Source organism: Patescibacteria group bacterium (assembly GCA_041661505.1).
Classification (GTDB): Bacteria; Patescibacteriota; Patescibacteriia; order Patescibacteriales; family JBAZCA01; genus JBAZCA01.
On the sequence record JBAZUF010000001.1, the window covers coordinates 313,900 to 331,743 of the forward strand.

At 44.2% G+C, this 17,844-nt stretch carries 14 protein-coding genes; 4 read left to right on the forward strand and 10 right to left on the reverse strand.

Annotated features, from left to right (window positions below; genetic code table 11):
* Genes WC715_01650 through pilM form a run of 5 tightly spaced genes read right to left on the reverse strand, consistent with a single transcriptional unit; the run spans position 1 to position 5,077 of the window.
* Positions 1-1,734 carry a GspE/PulE family protein gene (locus WC715_01650; protein MFA6171152.1) on the reverse strand — a complete coding sequence of 578 codons (1,734 nt, stop codon included), beginning with the start codon at positions 1,732-1,734 and terminating at the stop codon, positions 1-3.
* A complete protein-coding gene (locus WC715_01655) occupies positions 1,727-2,083 on the reverse strand; it encodes a hypothetical protein (GenBank protein MFA6171153.1) in 357 nt (118 codons plus the stop codon). Before WC715_01655 ends, WC715_01650 begins: the two co-directional genes overlap by 8 nt.
* Positions 2,084-2,088: 5 nt before the next feature.
* Positions 2,089-2,766 (reverse strand): hypothetical protein, encoded by a 678-nt coding sequence (locus WC715_01660; GenBank protein ID MFA6171154.1) that lies wholly within the window; start codon positions 2,764-2,766, stop codon positions 2,089-2,091.
* A 2-nt stretch (positions 2,767-2,768) separates the two neighbouring features.
* Complete coding sequence (locus WC715_01665; GenBank protein ID MFA6171155.1) at positions 2,769-3,989, reverse strand: hypothetical protein; 1,221 nt, start codon at positions 3,987-3,989, stop codon at positions 2,769-2,771.
* 50 nt (positions 3,990-4,039) lie between these two features.
* Positions 4,040-5,077 carry a type IV pilus assembly protein PilM gene (pilM, locus tag WC715_01670; GenBank protein ID MFA6171156.1) on the reverse strand — a complete coding sequence of 346 codons (1,038 nt, stop codon included), beginning with the start codon at positions 5,075-5,077 and terminating at the stop codon, positions 4,040-4,042.
* Positions 5,078-5,228: 151 nt separating this feature from the next.
* Here pilM and WC715_01675 point away from each other — a divergent pair, with 151 nt between their 5' ends.
* From WC715_01675 to radA, 3 genes are read left to right on the forward strand one after another with little or no spacing between them, the layout of a single operon-like run.
* On the forward strand, positions 5,229-6,461 hold the full coding sequence (locus WC715_01675; GenBank protein ID MFA6171157.1) for a hypothetical protein: 1,233 nt from the start codon (positions 5,229-5,231) through the stop codon (positions 6,459-6,461).
* Positions 6,462-6,521: 60 nt separating this feature from the next.
* The gene (locus WC715_01680) at positions 6,522-7,271 is read left to right on the forward strand and encodes a thioredoxin domain-containing protein (GenBank protein ID MFA6171158.1); all 750 of its coding nucleotides are present in this window, start codon (positions 6,522-6,524) and stop codon (positions 7,269-7,271) included.
* Between the two features lie 12 nt (positions 7,272-7,283).
* Positions 7,284-8,633, forward strand: a complete 1,350-nt coding sequence (gene radA, locus WC715_01685) for a DNA repair protein RadA (protein MFA6171159.1) — start codon at positions 7,284-7,286, stop codon at positions 8,631-8,633.
* An 814-nt stretch (positions 8,634-9,447) separates the two neighbouring features.
* Here the strand turns inward: radA and recG are convergent.
* The gene (gene recG / locus WC715_01690) at positions 9,448-11,526 is read right to left on the reverse strand and encodes an ATP-dependent DNA helicase RecG (protein MFA6171160.1); all 2,079 of its coding nucleotides are present in this window, start codon (positions 11,524-11,526) and stop codon (positions 9,448-9,450) included.
* A 280-nt stretch (positions 11,527-11,806) separates the two neighbouring features.
* On the opposite strand from recG, the gene WC715_01695 reads away from it, so the two are divergent.
* Entirely contained in the window at positions 11,807-12,223 is a 417-nt protein-coding gene (locus tag WC715_01695) for an S-adenosylmethionine decarboxylase (protein ID MFA6171161.1), read from the forward strand.
* 138 nt (positions 12,224-12,361) lie between these two features.
* Here the strand turns inward: WC715_01695 and WC715_01700 are convergent, their stop codons facing one another.
* The 4 genes from WC715_01700 to WC715_01715 are packed head-to-tail and all read right to left on the reverse strand — an operon-like array spanning position 12,362 to position 17,803.
* Entirely contained in the window at positions 12,362-13,090 is a 729-nt protein-coding gene (locus tag WC715_01700; GenBank protein MFA6171162.1) for an SET domain-containing protein, read from the reverse strand.
* A 12-nt stretch (positions 13,091-13,102) separates the two neighbouring features.
* On the reverse strand, positions 13,103-14,509 hold the full coding sequence (locus WC715_01705) for a hypothetical protein (protein ID MFA6171163.1): 1,407 nt from the start codon (positions 14,507-14,509) through the stop codon (positions 13,103-13,105).
* Positions 14,481-15,371 (reverse strand): GNAT family N-acetyltransferase, encoded by an 891-nt coding sequence (locus WC715_01710; protein ID MFA6171164.1) that lies wholly within the window; start codon positions 15,369-15,371, stop codon positions 14,481-14,483. The genes WC715_01705 and WC715_01710 overlap by 29 nt, the downstream gene beginning before the upstream one ends.
* A 14-nt stretch (positions 15,372-15,385) precedes the next feature.
* Positions 15,386-17,803, reverse strand: a complete 2,418-nt coding sequence (locus WC715_01715; GenBank protein MFA6171165.1) for an ATP-grasp domain-containing protein — start codon at positions 17,801-17,803, stop codon at positions 15,386-15,388.
* Positions 17,804-17,844 lie beyond the last annotated feature (41 nt).

A 17,844-nucleotide genomic window follows, 5' to 3' on the forward strand; every position in this document is an offset into this window, starting at 1 on the left:
TTAATCAAGAATTACCCGGAAAATCTCTTCAATAGAAGTCAAACCCAAAAGCGCCTTAATCACGCCGTCTTCCTTCATGGTCATAAAAGTTTGGGTCGCCCTTACTTCTTTTAAGGTGAAATTTTTCGTCTTATTAAAAATTAATTCCCTAACCTTGTCGTTAACGTCTAAGACTTCGGCGATGGCTATGCGCCCGCTATAGCCGGTATTCCCGCACCGGGGACAGCCTTTGCCTTTGTAAAAAACTAAATTTTCCTTGTCTAGCTTTTCAAAAGCATTTTTTAAGGAGGCTTCGGGGATAGCGTCGAATATCTCCCTGACTTTATTCATAGCTTCTTTGGGGAGTTTCTGCTCTTCCTTGCAATGGCTGCAAACTTTTCTCGCCAGCCGCTGGGCGACGACCGCGTTTAAGGTTGACCCTAAAAGAAAGGGTTCTACCTTCATATCCAAAAGCCTGGGGACGGCGCCGACCGCGTCATTGGTATGCAGGGTGGAAAGGACAAAATGGCCGGTTAAACTGGCATGGATTGCCAATTCCGCGGTTTCGTTGTCCCGAATTTCGCCAACCATCAGGATGTCCGGATCCTGCCTTAAAAGCGACCGGATGCCTGAAGCAAAGGTAAAGCCGACTTCCTGGCGGGTTTGCGACTGGTTGACGCCTTGTATCTGGTATTCAACCGGATCTTCCAGGGTAGAAATATTAACCCCTTCCCTGTTTAATTTATTTAAGATGGAAAAGAGCGTAGTCGATTTTCCCGACCCGGTTGGCCCGGTAACCAGAAGCATTCCAATGGTTTTTTTGACATTCGCCTGGATAATCGCCAATCCTTCCCCGCGGTAGCCCAAAGTTTCCAATTCCGGCGCGCCCTTAGTTACGTCAAGAATTCTCATAACCACTTTTTCTTCGTCTCTTGTTAGCGGTAAAATAGAAATCCGGAAATCAATTTCTTTCCCGCCGATTGACTCCCTAATCCGGCCGTCCTGGGGAATCCGGGTTTCGTCCAATTTCAGGTTGGATAAAACTTTAATTCTGGCGACTACCGCGCTGTGAATATCTTTAGGCATTACCAGGGAAGTATGGAGTATCCCGTCGATCCGGTAGCGCACCCGGCTCTCTTTAGGCATCGGTTCGATATGGATGTCTGAAGCCCGCCCTTCAACCGCGTGGCGGATAATTACGGAAACAATCTTCGCCACCGGCGCGCTTTTAATCACTTCCTGGAACTCGACCGAGCTTCTATCGTCTTTTTTCTCGCCTTCTTTCTCTTTGGCTTTTCTTTCCAGCGCCGTACTTACTTCCTTTTTTAAGGAACGGTACTGCTTGAACGATTGATCGAAGCTTAAAGGCGAGATGAGATAGTATTCGGCTCTTACTCCCTCCTTTTTTGCTAAAAAATCAATCGCCTCAACCGCCTTAAAATTTTCCGAGTCAACCAGGCCGATTAAAAGCTTTTCCCCGGATCTATCGAAGCAAATGGTACGGTAGTTTTCAGCCACTTCAAAAGGGATAAGATTTATTACCTTGTCGTCTATCCGCTTCCCTATCAGGCTGTAATAAGGGATGTTTAAGCTCTCGGCTTTATATTTAGTCAATTCCTCCTGGTCAAAATCACCTTTGTCGAGAAGTATGTCTTCAATAGTTTTTCCCGATGCCGCCGCCATTTTTTCGAACTCTTCCGCTTGCGCCCGGGTCAACTTTTTTTTATTGATCAATATTTCCTGAATACTATTCATATGGCTTAAATGGGAAGGGGTTTCCTATTTTAGATTTTGATTCCTCCGGTATTATCTCTTTTAAACTTTTAAACTTTTGATTTTCGATAATTTCCACGCTGGATGATCCTTTTTTCATTTCTGGATTTGTCCGGGCTTCCGGCTGGGCGGTTTGCGCCGGTTCTCCATTTACATTCTCCTGGCTGGCGGCCAATAATTCAATTTCGGGACCGACTAATTCCTCTCCCTGCCCGCTGGAGCCGGCTATATAATTATTATAAACCATTACTCCGGTCCCGATAACCATTATAGCTATGACAGCGGAATAAATCGCGATTTTTTTCAAGCTGGCTTTTTTGGCAAGAAGCATAAAATTTACATTTGGCTAGCTGCCGGCTTCTTTAAATAATAAGTTTCTATCTCCAGCCTGCAACTCTTTCCTTCGCTAAAATTGACCTTTTTAACATCCATAAGCTTTAAGTTATTTTCAAATGCCCTTAAAAGCCCTTTTGTATTGGAATAGTCGGCGCCGCCGGCTTCTAAAGAAATTTTAACGACTTTAATTTCCGGAGGAAGCGATTCGCTTTTTTCCTCCTCCTGGATAACTTGAGGCGCTTCTTCCTCTTGTTGCACTTCAGCCCGGGTCTTATATACTTTTTCTTCTACGGCTTCGGTTTTCAAGGAGACGAGTATCATGCCGCTTCTTTCCACCAAAGCCTCAAGCAAAGGAAATAATTTTTCTAAATTTTCCTCGTCAGGGATGAGCCTGGCCACTTTGTCCATGTCTTCGGGCGATATATCTTTAAATAAATCTTTTCTCTTGTTTAATTTGTCTAATTCCCTTTGGAAGCTTGCGTATTCCTCGTAAACCGGAGCCGTGTCCGCGTCTGCCCGGGCTTTTTCAAACCGGGGCTTTAATATAAAATAAGCGCCTCCGGCTAAGATTAAAACGATCAAAGCCAAATTAAACCAGCCCGAGTATTTTATGTAAATTCCGAGTTTGGACTCATTTTTAGGCGAAATGATAGCTTTTGAGGAAACAGGCTTCTCCATAGCTAATTTTTAAAAATATAAAAAATACTCTTGTCCAAGACTAATCTCAATTTAAAGTTTACGCCTTCGGCTTTTTTGGGCTTGCCTGACGGATCTTTGGCTTCGCTCACAAAGGAGCCGTAATCGCCGCCGTCGGATCCTGCCTCCTTGACCAGGCTATTTTCTTTCAAAATTTCTACTTGTTTAGTTATGTCCTTAAAATCTCTGGCCCGGGCTTCTAAAGTATAGTCGCCGCTGGCCTCGGCGTCGAAAGCTCCAAAGTAAACGTCTTTCAAAGTATTCTTTTCCATGAAATCAAAGAAGCTGGTCCAATATATATGCTGGTCTAGAAGCAATTTAGCCAATGCCAGTCTTTTTTCAAAGGCAAGAAACTTTTCCATCTCCTCTTCTTTAGACTTGATTTCCGCTTTCAATTTTTCGCTCTTTTCACTTACCAGCATTTTTTCTTCAGCCTGGGCCTGGTACCAATAGGGGATTCCGAAATAGGTGGCCGCCAAAATTAAAATCGAAGCCAGCGTTAGCGCCAAAGTAGTAACGGCCTTCCGGCTAATATCGCCGGCTCTTATCCCTTTAATAAGATTAGTCCCCTTAAAGCTTTCTTCCGGCCATTCTTTTACGCCTTCCAAGCCTCCGATTTTTTTCGGCTCTCCCTTTTGTTTTTCCGCTGGCGGCGCTTTAAGGGTTTTTGTGAGGTCAATTTTCTTTTCGTTTTTAGGGTCAATCGGGGTCGGGTCTTCTATTTTATACTTTGTCTTTTTAAGTCTGGCAGAAGCGGCTTTCAGCTTCCGAAAAAATGAGGCAAAAAAAACATTTAACTTTGAAGGGGCCGGAAAATTCTCGGACTTTATGGCGGGGTAAACGGGCCGGATTTCCGGAGTTTCTTTTTTTATAGCGCCAACGGATGGATTCTCATTTTTATGGATTTTGGAAGTAAAAATTTTATTTTCGGGCGCCCTGGTAATCACCGGCCTTGAAAGCTTTAGCGCGGGAGCCTCTTTTTTTATCTCCGTCTCTTCCTCTTCACTGCTATCATCTTTAACGGCATTTTTGCTAAAAGGGAAAATATAACTTTTCAGCCGTTTCCAAAAGGGCTTTTTTTCGTTTTCCAGGTTGCGAATTAAAGCCGGGCCGGGAGCGGTCCATTCTACTTCCCCCCGGGGCTGTCCGCCCGAAGAATGCTTTCTTTTTTTTGGATTTTGAAGAAAATCGATTTCTTTCTCCATAATTTTTCAATTGGCAATCCGCCGGCGGCGAAAACAATCGTAAACTGCTTTTACATTTCCCTCATGGCCAACCCGACGGATACAGCCAGCCGCGGCCCGAGCTCTTTTAGTTTGGGCACTAAATCCACCGGGCAATATACTCTTGCCCAGGGATCGCCGATAAAGACTTTGCAATTCAAAATTCCGGTTAAGTAGTTGGTAAAATTAATAAGCAGGGCCGATCCGCCGGAAAGAATAACTTTTTCCAGATTTCCCCCGCTTTTTCCCTGGTAAAGGCTTAAAGTATATTTAATCTCGTTTACGATCGGGGTTATGGCCTCAATAATAGTCTGCGGGATTGAGCTGTCGTTTGATTCAAGCATGCTTATTCCAAGGTCGAATTTAAACTGCTCGGCCCGATCCAGGTTTACATTCAGGCTTTGGGCGACAGCTTTGGTAATGGTTAAGCCTCCGACGTCGATCGAGCGGCTTAAAACCGGAATGCCTTTTTCGACTATAAAAATATCAGTTGTGTTGGTTCCGATTTCAACGACGGCCAGGCTGGATTTATCGTTCCCGACGAGCGAACGGATTAAGGACAGGGTTTCGGTTTCCAGGCTGATCAATTCAAAATCCGCCGCCTTGAAAATCGCCATGTATTTTTCTATAAGATTTCTCGGCGCCCCGGTTAGAAGGACTTTTAAATTTTTTCCTTTGGGTGCGTCGTCTTTTATTTCAACCCAATCTATAACCATCTCTTCTAAAGGCAGAGGGATGACTTTTTTAGCCTCCCATCTCACGGCTGAATCAATATCCTTAATGTCGACGTTGGTTAAAGTAATGACTGAAGAAAAAACCGCGTAAGTAGGCAATGCGGCAATAGCGCTTTTGGAATCCATGCCCGCTTCCTTCCAAACTTCTTTAAGCATCCGGGCGATTTTTTCATTTTCGTTTTGCCAATTGGCATCCAGCTGGGCGTTTTTTATTTCCCCGACGCCGTATGAAATCAACCGGACCTTGCTCCCTTCTTTTCTTAGCTGGACAATCTTAACTCCCGAAGCCCCTACATCCACCCCCAGATAACTTTTCTCTGAACTGGAAAAAAACATAAATAATAAAAGCTTAAAAAATATAAAGCCGGTTGCTCGTTATCTTATATTATTATATAATATTAATAAAGCTTGAGCAAACGCGGCCAGAAGGATTTCTTGAGCTTAATTATACCATAAAACTAATTTTCCCGCCAAATAACAAAGCCCTATGTTTCTTTTGTCAAAATACAAAAAAGCTTTTCAAATATTGGGCTTTATATCGGCGGCTTTTTTGTTCGGTTTTCTTATTTACCACTTCTTCTTCCGTTCCATTTCCGCTCCTCTGGAAACCCTCCCTACCGGAACTTCTACCCCCGGGTCCCGGCTTCCCCAGGCGGGCGGGTCTTCCGGCCAGGCCGGAGTCGGCGAAGGAGGTTCGGGGATACTGGAAACAGGCGGTATTTCGGAACAGAAGGGCGATAACATCGCTAACGGAGGACTAACTAAAACCCAGCTTTTATCCTCGGAAGAAAGTTTCGGCCAAAAACTGGCCCAAGACGGTTCAATTGAATTTTACAACAAAAAGGACGGGCGCTTTTACCGTCTCGACTCTGACGGTGAGAGCCAAGCTTTGAGCGATAAAGTATTTTATGACGTCCAAAATGTCTATTGGGCGCCGGTTGGCGACAAGGCCATATTAGAATACCCTGACGGCGCCAACATTCTCTATAATTTTAAAACCGAAAAACAAGTTACCCTCCCCAGCCATTGGCAGGATTACGATTTTGCTCCGACCGGGGATCAAGTCGTAATGAAAAGCATGGGGACGGACGCCTCTAATAACTGGCTGGCAATAGCGAACGATGACGGCACCGGATCTAAGGCTATAGAGCCTTTGGGAGAAAATGGCGATCAGGTCTTTCCTTCCTGGTCTCCGAATAAGCAGTCGGTCGCGCTGTACGTTGAATCAACCGGCCTTAACCAGCAGGAAGTTATTTTTATCGGCTTAAATAATGAGAACTTCACAGCCATGACTATAGAAGGAAGAGGTTTTAAATACCTTTGGTCTCCCCGGGGCGACCGCTTGCTCTATAGCATTTTTTCCTCCGCGAGCGATTTAAAACCGGTGCTTTGGGCGGCCAATGCCCAGAGCGAATCTATCGGCAGCGGGAGGAAAAACCTGCAGGTGGAGACTTGGGCGGACAAATGCGTTTACGCCGATGCCGAATCGGTCTACTGCGCAGTTCCGGACAAGATTGAAGAAGGGGCGGGACTATATCCCGAACTGGGAAATTCTACGCCGGACAAAGTCTATCTGGTTAACACCTACACCGGACTGAAAAAATTGATCGCTATACCGGAAATCCCGGTCTCAATGCATAATCTGATGTTATCCGAGAACGGCCGCAACCTGTATTATAGCGATCCGGCCGGAAAAATTTATAAAATAAGGCTGGAGTAGCGGCTTTTTGGAATATTGGCCGCCAATAAAAAATTTTAACTTCAATAAAGAAACAAGACTATGGCAATAATTTCTAAAAATAAGAAAAATGATTTTCCGGTTAAACTTTTCGTCGCAGGCGCCCTCTTAAACCTGGTTTTGGTGCTGGGAATAATAATAATTTGGAGATTATCCGTCATTGAAGCGAATATGAATATAAATTCGCCCAGATCCGGGGGTTCGGGCCTTGCGGCGCCTGAAAACCAAAAAGACGATCCCTTGATAACCCGGATTCCGAAATTTAGCGATTATCTGACCCAGCCTCTTGTTAACAGTGCCGATCCGAGCATCGGGAATGAAAAAGCGCCGATGGTGATCGTCTTATTCGGAGACTACCAATGCGAGGCCTGTAAAACCAATTCGGAAATTATTAAAAAAGCAGTGGGGCTTTTTCCAAACCGAGTAAGGTTTATCTGGAAAGATTTTCCGGCGGCTGATTTAAACTCCCTTTCCTGGCAGGCGGCTACCGCGGCCCGCTGCGCCGGCAGTCAAAGCAAATACTGGGAATACGGCGGATTACTATTTGACAATCTTAAAAATTTGGACGAAAATTCATTTGAAAATCTGGCCAAATCCCTGGGCTTGGGAATGGACAAATTTAAAGAGTGTTATTATGGCCATAAAATGAACAAAGCCGTGGTCGATAATTTAACCGAAGCCGAAACCCTCGAATTATCCGGATCGCCGACGGTCTACATTAACGGCGACAGGATTACCGGCGAACTAAAAGAACAGGAGCTGATAGATATGGTAAAAAATTCAAAACCTTAAGGCGAAAATTTAATGGCAAAAATTTCAACAATTTACGTCTGCTCAAACTGCGGCGCCCAATCTCTAAAATGGAGCGGGCGCTGTTTAGAATGCGGGAAATGGGGGACTCTGCAGACGCAAACTATAGATAAAAAGGAAGAAGAGTCTAAAAGGCACAGTCTACCGGCGGAAAAACCAATCGATCTTGCCCAAGTAGATACCCGAAATTTTAAAAGGATAACTACGAGCCTTAGCGAGGTGGACCGGGTTTTGGGCGGAGGAATCGTTCCCGGCTCGCTAATTTTACTTGGAGGAGAGCCGGGAATCGGGAAATCCACGATCGTCGCCCAAATCGCCAGTTCGCTAGATAGCAATAGGCCGGTGATCTACGCGTCCGGCGAAGAATCGGCCGAACAGATTAAATTAAGATTTGACCGATTAAACATCGACGAAAAAAAAGTAAGCTTTCTCAATGAAACGCACGTGGAAAAAATAATCGCCACGGTTACGGAATATAATCCGGCGGTTGTTATCCTTGACTCAATCCAGACAATTTACACCACTGCTCTTGAATCCGAGCCGGGAAGCGTTTCCCAAATCCGAGCCTCGACTTCGCAAATCATGGAAATGGCCAAAAAGCAAAACATAGCGGTAATCTTAATCGGCCACATTACCAAAGACGGCCTGATCGCCGGACCGAAAACGCTAGAGCATATTGTCGATACGGTAATTTATCTGGAAACGGACAAAACCGCCAACTATAGAATACTGCGGGCAACTAAAAACCGGTTTGGGTCTATTAACGAGCTGGGAATTTTTGAGATGACTGGCGAAGGCTTTCAGGAAGTAAAAAACCCTTCGCTTATTTTTCTCGATTCGCACGAAGAAAAAATGTCCGGTTCGGTCATAAGCTGCGTAATTGAAGGCACCCGGCCGTTTTTGGTTGAAATCCAGGCGTTGGCGACTAAAACTATCTTCGGCTATCCGGTACGCCGGGCTTCAGGCTTTGACTTGAACCGCCTGGCCATTCTTACCGCGGTCTTAAACAAGCGGGCGGGCGTAAATTTATCAGCCCAGGACGTCATCCTAAACATCGTCGGCGGACTGAAAATAAATGATCCGGGCCTGGATTTAGCCGTTGCTATGGCCATCGCTTCTTCCCTTTTGAATCTCGACGTTGACCGAAAGACCATTGCCTTGGGCGAAGTCGGCTTGGGCGGAGAAATCCGGAATATAAGAAATCTGGAACAGCGGCTAAATGAAGCCGCCCGTTTAGGCTTTTCCCGGGCCATTATTCCCAACGCGGATATTAAGACTGGCGGCTTGGAGATCGTGAAAATAAAAAATCTTCGGGAAATAATTGAATTACTAAAACAATCATGATATTAAATGAATTAAAGAAAAAGCCGGAGGAAGAAAGGCCTTTTCTTCTTTTCCGGCTTTAGAGTTTTGCCCGGGTTATTCCAAAATGAATTCCCGGGCTGGAAATGAGCAAACCTGGAGGGGTGAGGCCGAATGGACAACCCATCCGGCCTCGGGAGGAAAGAAGCAACGGTTTCGAGCAAAGGAAGGAGGGGTGACCTTTACTCAATCCCGTGAGCATGAAGAGCTCCCATGGGATAGGCGCGCTCCACACTCCGCATGATCACGGGAAATGGCTACGCTTTGATACAGCCTCCAATTGATAGGAGAAATGAGTTAACTTCCATGATTTTTTTTGGTGGCAGTTTTTGATTTCCAAGCCACCGAGTAATATCTACAACCTTCTCGCGAGAATGAACTGTCGGCGGCGGCACTTCCATATCCCGGAGCCGCTGGCAGAAAGCGCTAAACTTGACCGCTACCGTACTCCCGCCTTCGAACTGGAGAATTTTTAACTCCGGATTGCTCATAGGAAGTTCGGTCCGGGTAATGGGACAAACAGCGGTAGCCACCGGTTTCGCTAGCGGCCCACTACTCTTGCACCCATTATAACGCTTCCTGAATTCTTTATCATAAACCGTGTCGACTCGCATTTTTCCCTCCAAAATATTTCATCAGTTATAACAAACGGAAAACAACCTCGCTTCTTAATCATCACTCCTTTCTACCCTGTAAACTACCAAGGAACATTAGATGTTTTAAAATTTTTGTGTTTTATTGCATTATCTTTATCAGGGATATAATAACTTGTCAAACGCATACTCCGGGCGGATTACTATTCCATATGCACGCTCTTTTCCCATTCTCCCAACTGCGCTTTTAATAATGGCCATTTATTCAGACTGGCATCCGCGCCAATCAGCTTTTCGGCTTCCATTTTCGCGGCGCGCATCAGCTGGTAATCAAAAAGCGAGGCCATTTTCAGCTCCGGAAAGCCTTTTTGAGCCGTACCATAAACTTCGCCCGGTCCGCGGAATTTCAAATCCATCTTCGCCAGTTCAAAGCCGTCATTAGTCCGGGCCATAGCTTCGAGCCGCAGAAGGGTTTTTTCTGAAGAACTGTCGGTAAAAAGAAAACAATAGGATTCGTGCTCTCCCCGGCCCACCCTTCCCCTAAACTGGTGCAGCTGGGCCAGACCGAACCGATCCGCTCCTTCAACCATCATAATAACGGCGTTAGGATAATCGATCCCGACTTCAATTACCGAGGTGGAAACAAGAATCTTAACTTCATTTTTTAAAAACCCGCCCATAACCTTTTCCTTTTCTTTCGATTTCATCCGCCCGTGCAAGAGCCCGATTTTTAAATCCGGAAAAATATGCTTATCCAGTTTTTCAAATTCAACTTTCACCGACTTAACCCCCAGCTTGTCGGACGGATCGATTAAAGGGCAAATGACAAAAACTTGCCGCCCTTCTTTTATTTTTTGGCGGATAAATCCGTAAGCCGCTTCCCTTTTTTCTTCGGGCACAATCCGGGTAAGGATTCTTTTTCGGCCTTTGGGCATTTCTCTTATTTCAGAAACGTCCAGTTCGCCGTACAGCGCCAGGGCCAGGCTCCTCGGAATCGGGGTGGCGGTCATTGATAAAAAATGGGGTGAAAAATTTTTGGATATTCCCTTGGCTGAAGATCTCTCTATTAAAGCTTTCCTTTGCTCGACGCCGAAACGGTGCTGTTCGTCGATTATAGCCAAACCTAAATTTTTAAAGCTTATTTTTTCCTGGATTAGGGCGTGGGTGCCGATAACAATATCGGCGTCCAGTTTCTTTTCGCTTTTAGTCGCAATGCCGACTTTAAATTTCTGCCCCTTAAAATAATTTTTGGTTGTCTCGTAATGCTGGTTGGCCAAAATTTCCGTCGGCACCATTAAAACCGCCTGTTTTCCGTTTAAAGCGCAATTCAGCATTGCGATCATGGCCACGACGGTTTTCCCGCTCCCAACGTCGCCGGACAAAAGGCGCGCCATCGGCCGCTCCTTCTCCAAATCCTTTAATATTTCCCAGGCGGTTTTGCGCTGGGCATCGGTCAGGGTAAAAGGCAGTCCGGCCGCGAATTCCCGGGTTTCATTTTCAAAAAATCGGATTCTGGGGGCAATGCTTTGGTCCATCTCCCTTCTCATCAGCTGGGATTGGAGCTGGATTAAAAATAGTTCGTCAAAAGAAAGTCTCAATTTGGCTTTTTCGATATCTTTTTGATTTCTGGGAAAATGGATTAGCTTAAGCGCGTCGGCTAAGGAAAGGAGTCCGGCTTTCCTTTTTACTTCAATCGGCATCCAGTCCGGAATTTGGACGGCCAAAGGGATGGCTTGCCTGATGATATATCTTAGTTGCTTCTGGGTAAGGTTGCCGGTCAGGTGATAATTAGGAACCAAACCCTGGGTGTGGATGGCTCCGGCATCTGTCCGCACTCCAGGCTGGAATTTTTTTTCCGAACTGTGGATAACTGGCCTGACCTTTTCATAAATCGGAGAGCTCATCATTGACCCGCCGTAATCTTCCTCGACTTTTCCGGCAAGCGATACCATATCCCCGACTTGTAAGACCCGGGTAATAAAAGGCTGGTTAAACCAAATAACCCTTAGGCTTCCGGATTGGTCCGTTACCAGCGCTTCGGTAACATGCATTCTTTTTTTAAAGCTCCGCTTGTTCTGCAGGAGCTCGATTTGGGCGATTATATTGGCGTTTTCGCCGATTTTCAAGTCGCTGATTAAAACTTGCCGGGAAAAATCATCATAGCGAAAAGGAAAATAAAATATGAGGTCGCGGATATTTTCCACCCCGAGCCTCTTTAACAGGCGGGCGGTCGCCCTGCCCAAGCGGTTTAGTTCGATAATATTGGAATCGAGATTAGCCATACTTTATTTTCCTTCCCGGTCTCCCAAGAATCCGGAAAATTGTTAAAAATAGTATTGCGTCTTTATTAAAATAGATTTATAATAATAATATACTTGCATTTTTCAGAAAAATAATTTATTATAGATAGAATATTTAACCGGGACAGCCAGTTTCGGAAAAAATGTTTTAGATAATTAATTTAATTTATTGCTAAAGCAATTATCCCATCCAATCCGCCCAGCCGGTGGATTGGGACGAGGGTACTAGCCTAGCTAGTTTCAACCTTTAGAAAAAAGGCCTATGGAAAAAACTTATCAAGGAACGCAGCTCCAGACCCTTACCGAAAATGATTTCGGACCGGACAAAGCCTGGGGACTGCACGCGGTTATCGATCTTTACGAATGCGACTTAAGCTTAATCAGTTCCGAGGAACAAATAAGAAAGTTCGTGATAGAGCTTTGTAAAGAAATCGGAATGAAGCGGCACGGGGAAACCCATATAGACCGCTTTGGGGATGGGGTAACGGTTTCAGAAGGTTATTCATTCATGCAATTCATCGAAACTTCGTCCATCACCGCCCACTTTGATGAACCCTACAAAAAAGCTTTTATAGATATATTCAGTTGCAAATTTTTCGAAGCGGAAAAAGCCGTAATTTTTAGCCAGAACTTCTTTAAATCAAAGAAAGCCAAAGTAACGGTTCTAGTCAGAGACTAACTGTTTTACAGGCCGCCCCGCGTTTCGCGGGGCGGTTTTTTTATAATTCCTAGCGAACCCTCCAGGCATATTTGAGGCGAGCGGCGGAATTTCATGAAATGCCATGTTCCATGACATTTTTTATTTTAAAAAAACCTTTTAATAGGAAATAATCAATCCGTTCATTATCCCATATATCCGAATATTCAAATTCTTAAAATCAAGGCACCGTCCGCTTTCCCTGATCCTCTTTCTCAATTCTTTCTTTCCGGGCAAAACTTTATCAGAACATAAATAAGGCTTCTTTCTCCAGCATCCGAAAATATCGAATTCCATATAATCCCTAACCTGCTTGGGATATTTTTTTAGCGGCAATAGATCCTCTCCCTGGCCGATTTTCATTTCATTGCGATTACTATGAAACTTATCAAGAAAACTGTCTCGTTTTTCCGCCCTTTCCTTTGATACGTACATAGTCCCATGGCACAAAGGAGAGCCGCAATAGCATGGGTATACTTGTTCATCTTCCTTGTCCAAAGGATCTAAGAAATAACTGATTGTCAGCTCCTCGCCCCGAAAGATGCGGCGCAACGCGTAATATATCACATGCTCCTTATAAGGAATAGCGTCGCAATTCGGCGAGCAAGAGTTGTTTATAAGATGAACGCCCGGGGAGGAAAGGTCGGGAATAATACATAAGCCATTCGTAAAGTCCATGGCGTAAAAACCGTGCTTATCCTCGAAAATATCGCTTTCTTCGTCGCTTACCACTCTTCCGAGATAGTCGCCGATAACCGCTCCGGGCTCAATTTCTTTTAAAGTAAAGACGCCCCGGCCCTTATTCTTAGCGGTCTTAATTTTAAAGTATGAATTTGGCAGTATGAACATAACGCTATCAGATTATCTTAAGATTTTTAACTCTTCATTGAATATTTTTAAAATCGGTTCTTGAAAATTTTTCGGCAAATTTACCGGTTTATAAACGCCGAAAAATTTTTGCCTTAATTCCTTTTCCCGCTTCAGCGCTTCACTAAGATATTTATTCTTAAACAACTCAATCAGATCGCCCCTGAAGCCCTGGCGATAAGCCATTAAAAACGCTAAAAGCTGTTCTTCTTTAGCTTCCTTAGGTTTTTCGTAAGGCCCGGAAATCTTATCGGAGAAAATCGGATAGAGATTTTTTTCCTTTTTACCGAACATATTCTTTCCAATCCCCATTTTTTTCGGATCTCCGCCAACGGCGGCCGCGTAAAGGAAGGCGAGCGCGCACATGGGGCAATTTAAGCACCAGCGGCCGGAAGAGTCCTCCTTAGGATAACAGGACATGGCGTATTCAAGAAGCCAGGGGTAGCGGCTGTAAAGAATTTTTACTTCCGCCAGATTGTAAATTGCTTCAACCAAGCTTATTATTTCTAGCCGGCCGCCGGTCAACTTCTCGAGTATTTGGTTAAATTTTTTCGTATATGCGGCCGTTTGGTCAAAAGAAGGATAGCATTTGATATTTTCCCGGCTTAGGTAGCAATGGTTTAAATTCTTTTCATTGCCGAAAATAATATACTTTGCCCCCTCGTGATAGGCGATAGGCATTAGCTCCAAAGCAAAAGCCAGCATGCCGTTAATATTTTCCAGCTCCCCAATCGGCCGCTTAATAAACTCCTTATTAAAGTGAATGCAGTCCAGGTTGTCGCGAAAACCGATTATCGCCTTTCTTTCCTTTTGCTGGAATTTTTTAAAAATCAATTTTCTCTGGCGCCAGGAACGGCGGGTATAATTCTCTTCGTCCAAGTCGGTAGTAACCGCGAAATCCAGCCCAATCTCTTTAACTAGACCGTAGGACAGAAGGCTCTCCTTGCCAAAGGAAAGCGCTAGTAACCCCTTTTCGGCCGTTTTTTTAAAATTAGGAAGGCGGTTAATCGCCGGCTCTGAAATAAAGCGCGCCGGACGGCGTTTAAGCTTAGCGGCCAGCCGCGCCGCCGAACCTTTAGTGATATCGGCAATCCGGCCCAAATCTTTTTCTATTCCCCAGTCGATAAATTTTTTAAGGAAAGGCCGGCGGGTATTAAACGCCAGACCCTTGTTTAGAACCAAAGGAAGGGTACCAGTCCGGGCGTAAACCAGGTTATCAATTAAAAAATCTTTTTCCGGCTGGGGGAAATTTTCGAAAATCCGCCCTGGGTATTTTAAAAATCCGTCCTGGCCGTTAAAAACTTCGAGCTTAAAACCGTCGGTCCGGCAGTAAGCCCTGATTCCCATTACAGTTTTATCCGGCGTTATTTGCTCATTTTTGTAATTTATTTTCGTATTCATACTGGGGTATTTTATCGAAGTGCCATAGGTTTTTCCAGCCGCAATCGCCTAACCCGGCGTCAAAAACTTTCGCGCCGACAGAAATCGCGTAATCAAAGTTTACCATGCCGATATAAGCCCCCAGGCCGGAATAGTCTTTGATATTCGAGCCGACTGAAAGATAGACGTAAGTACCTTTATAGAGAATTGCGTAGGAAACTCCTTCTTTTTTTCCGTTAACTTTGAAAGTTTTAAAATGAACATTAAAATTCTTTAGTAATTCTTTTAGGGTTTCCCTTTTCGGCGGCTCATTCAGATAAGATTCTTCTTTGTGGCGCTTTATGTTCAGGCTAAAAAGCGAATCAATATCGCTAAAATCATTGGAAATTATCTCAATTTTATTTTTTTCCATTTCACTTTTTAGTTTTAAAAATTGGCGGCGCCTTTTTGAAGTAAAAGAATTGGCTAAGTGATCTTCAAAATTCTTCAAATTTTTTAGCGGAAGAATATATTTATAATCCTCTAACGGCAAGCCGGCAATAAATTCACCCTTCCCTACGAGGTCATAAATAATCACCTTTTCTTTAATTTCTTCTAAAAAACGCGGAATATATTTCTCGTACCCGGCTTTAACGAAAAAACGGTTGTCCTCCATAAAATCCTCGCTGAAATATTCGTAGCAATCTTCATTTTCATAATATTGGAGCGGTAAAAGCCCGACCAGTTTGCTCCCGTCATACCAGGCGTAAAAATGAAGGGGGTGATTGAAATGTTTATAAAAGGCAAAGCGAAAATCCCAATTGTCGTAAATCGACAAATCGGGACTTATTTCATTCCAAGCTTTTTTGGCTTCGGGGAGGCTGGTTATTATTTTTAATTTCATAGTCAGGGACATTTCTAAAAGGAAGACTGCAAGTGGTAATAAGGCGGCCGGTCTTTGTAGCGGCGAATGGTCATTTTTATTATCTCTTCAAGGAATTTTCCATAGTCGAGGCCGATAAGGGCGGCCGAATCCGGAGTAACGTCCCCGATATTGATCGACGAATTAGGATTTAATTCTAAGACATAAGGATTGTCATTGTCATCCACCCTTATTTCCACCCGTCCGTAATCGTGGCAATCCAAGATAGTATAAGTGTCCAGAGCCATTTCGGTCAAAAGCGATTCGAGCCGGCGGGAAATATTCTTTGGAGGCTGCTGGACTATTATGGAATCATAAGCCTCATTTTGCGACCATTTAGCGTCATAAGGAAAAATGTGCCAATAGCCCGGCGGCATTTCCTTAAAGATGGAGCGAGAAAGCGGGAGAACGCGCAAATCTTCTTCGTCATTCCCGATTATGGTCACGTCATATTCATCGCCTTCTATATATTCTTCAATCAAAGCCGGCGAGTCAAGCTCTTCGATTACCCGCTCAAGCTGGCGATTTAGCTCTTTAACGTTAGTCACTACCGAATCATTGGTAATGCCGATTGAATTGTCGGTATTGGCCGGCTTGACGATTAAAGGATAGCGCAAATCCTCCCGTATTTTATCATCAAGCGAATAGGCATAATCCCATTTCGGCGTCGGAATGTTATGGTAATTGAGTAAAATTTTTACCCGGATTTTATCAATGCAGATTGATAAGGTAAAAGGGTTAGAGCCGGTATAAGGTATTTGGAGGATGTCGAAAACCGAAGCGGCGTGCGGCTCGAGAAGGCTCAAATTGTTAATCCGCTCGCAGACGTTAAAAACCAAATCAACGTCCGATTCTTTTAATTCATTAAAAGCCTTGGAAAAGTCGTTAAAGTCAAAAAGCGTTACCCGGTAGCCTTTTTCCAAAAGCGTCTTTTCAATGTTTTTACTCACCAGCATAAATTCTTTATCCACCGCATTCGAGTTTTCGTCATACAGATTGCAGGCTATGCCGATATGGAGGTTTTTCAATTCTTCATCTGAAACGCTCCGGATATGCTCAATTTTAGCCGAGCGCACCAAGGCGTTTTTAGTTAAAAGCGCTGACGAGAAGCGGTCTTTTCTTTCCGTGCGTCCGAAAGACGAATAGCTTTTGAAAGGCGCGATTTCGATATCTACCTTCTCAAATATATACGCCATGGCCCGCTCGGCATCCGTATAGGAAGACCCTCCGACGATTACCCAGCCGAGGTTTTCGTAGCCGTCCGGAGGAATCAAGACGCTGTCGCCGACTTTTTTCGAAAGAAAATATTCAATTACCTGCTCGTGTTTTTTAATTTCTTCGAAGCCGATTATCTTCGTAATTATGCCTGAACTCTTGGGAATAAAAAATTTTCCGACGACGTATTTTCTCGCTTCTTTAGGCTGGGTGGTAACGTTCATCCTTAAGGCGATTTCACAGCCGGTCTTGATCAAATCAAAATTGTAAACCTGCCAGATATTTTCCTGGGTATAATCCCCGCCCATCCGCGACCCGATTTCAATTATTTTCAGGCCGTCTTTGGATAATTTAACTTCAACGTGGGCTAAGCTGTCCCTGACGCCCAAGACTATCAAGGCCGACTCGGTAACTTTTACGAGTTCAGCTTCCTGTTCGGGCGTAACTCTCGGCGGAAGATAATCGCCGGTTTCCATAAAAAACGGCAAATCCATGGCGGTTTTTTCGTGGATGCCAACCACGTGCGGGACGCCGTGCTGGGAGTAGCATTCTAAAGAAAATTCCTGGCCTTCGATATATTCCTGATAAACAAACTGCTTTTTATTGTATTTAAAAATCGGATCGTATTCCGGGGTGCAATTTTTTAAGACATAATCATATGCGTCTTCGGCTTCTTTTTCATTAGTCACCTGAACGACAAACTGGCTGTCCGCCCCGTAAACCGGCTTGATTACCGCCGGAAGGCCGACTTCTTTTATCGCCGCTTCCAAATCAGCCCAACTCTTAACCAGTTTCTGCTTAATGCAGTTTAAGCCGGTCTGCTTTAAAATTTCCTGCATCTTGAACTTATCCCGGGTATTAATAGCCGTTTCAAGGGAATTCCCGGCCAGCTTGAACTCGCGGCATATTTTCGCGAGTAGCGGTATGTCGTCCTCCCAAAAAGTAATCGCCCCGTCCAGCTTTATTTTATTGGCGGATAAATAATCTTTTATCGCTTCGATCGATTCGGGATGATTATAGGTGTCAGCGAGAATCCAATGGTCGACGTAATTTTGGGCCCAATTTTTTTCTTTGTTTAAAACCAGAATGTTCAAGCCGATTTTCTTCAATTCCTGGAAAATAAATTTTTTCTTTATTGAGCCGGTATTGACGACTAATATTTTTTTTCCGGCAATGTTTCCGTTATTTCCATTTGCCATATTCCGCGATTTTCATTTTAATACAAAAGAATGAAAATTTT

Bases quoted from the DNA above. Each gene is read 5' to 3' on its own strand.
- WC715_01675 (MFA6171157.1), top strand. From the start codon at position 5,229: ATGTTTCTTTTGTCAAAATACAAAAAAGCTTTTCAAATATTGGGCTTT.
- WC715_01700 (MFA6171162.1), bottom strand. From the start codon at position 13,090: ATGTTCATACTGCCAAATTCATACTTTAAAATTAAGACCGCTAAGAAT.
- WC715_01695 (MFA6171161.1), top strand. From the start codon at position 11,807: ATGGAAAAAACTTATCAAGGAACGCAGCTCCAGACCCTTACCGAAAAT.
- recG (MFA6171160.1), bottom strand. From the start codon at position 11,526: ATGGCTAATCTCGATTCCAATATTATCGAACTAAACCGCTTGGGCAGG.
- radA (MFA6171159.1), top strand. From the start codon at position 7,284: ATGGCAAAAATTTCAACAATTTACGTCTGCTCAAACTGCGGCGCCCAA.
- WC715_01665 (MFA6171155.1), bottom strand. From the start codon at position 3,989: ATGGAGAAAGAAATCGATTTTCTTCAAAATCCAAAAAAAAGAAAGCAT.
- WC715_01710 (MFA6171164.1), bottom strand. From the start codon at position 15,371: ATGAAATTAAAAATAATAACCAGCCTCCCCGAAGCCAAAAAAGCTTGG.
- WC715_01715 (MFA6171165.1), bottom strand. From the start codon at position 17,803: ATGGCAAATGGAAATAACGGAAACATTGCCGGAAAAAAAATATTAGTC.
- WC715_01650 (MFA6171152.1), bottom strand. From the start codon at position 1,734: ATGAATAGTATTCAGGAAATATTGATCAATAAAAAAAAGTTGACCCGG.
- WC715_01680 (MFA6171158.1), top strand. From the start codon at position 6,522: ATGGCAATAATTTCTAAAAATAAGAAAAATGATTTTCCGGTTAAACTT.
- WC715_01655 (MFA6171153.1), bottom strand. From the start codon at position 2,083: ATGCTTCTTGCCAAAAAAGCCAGCTTGAAAAAAATCGCGATTTATTCC.
- WC715_01705 (MFA6171163.1), bottom strand. From the start codon at position 14,509: ATGAATACGAAAATAAATTACAAAAATGAGCAAATAACGCCGGATAAA.
- WC715_01660 (MFA6171154.1), bottom strand. From the start codon at position 2,766: ATGGAGAAGCCTGTTTCCTCAAAAGCTATCATTTCGCCTAAAAATGAG.
- pilM (MFA6171156.1), bottom strand. From the start codon at position 5,077: ATGTTTTTTTCCAGTTCAGAGAAAAGTTATCTGGGGGTGGATGTAGGG.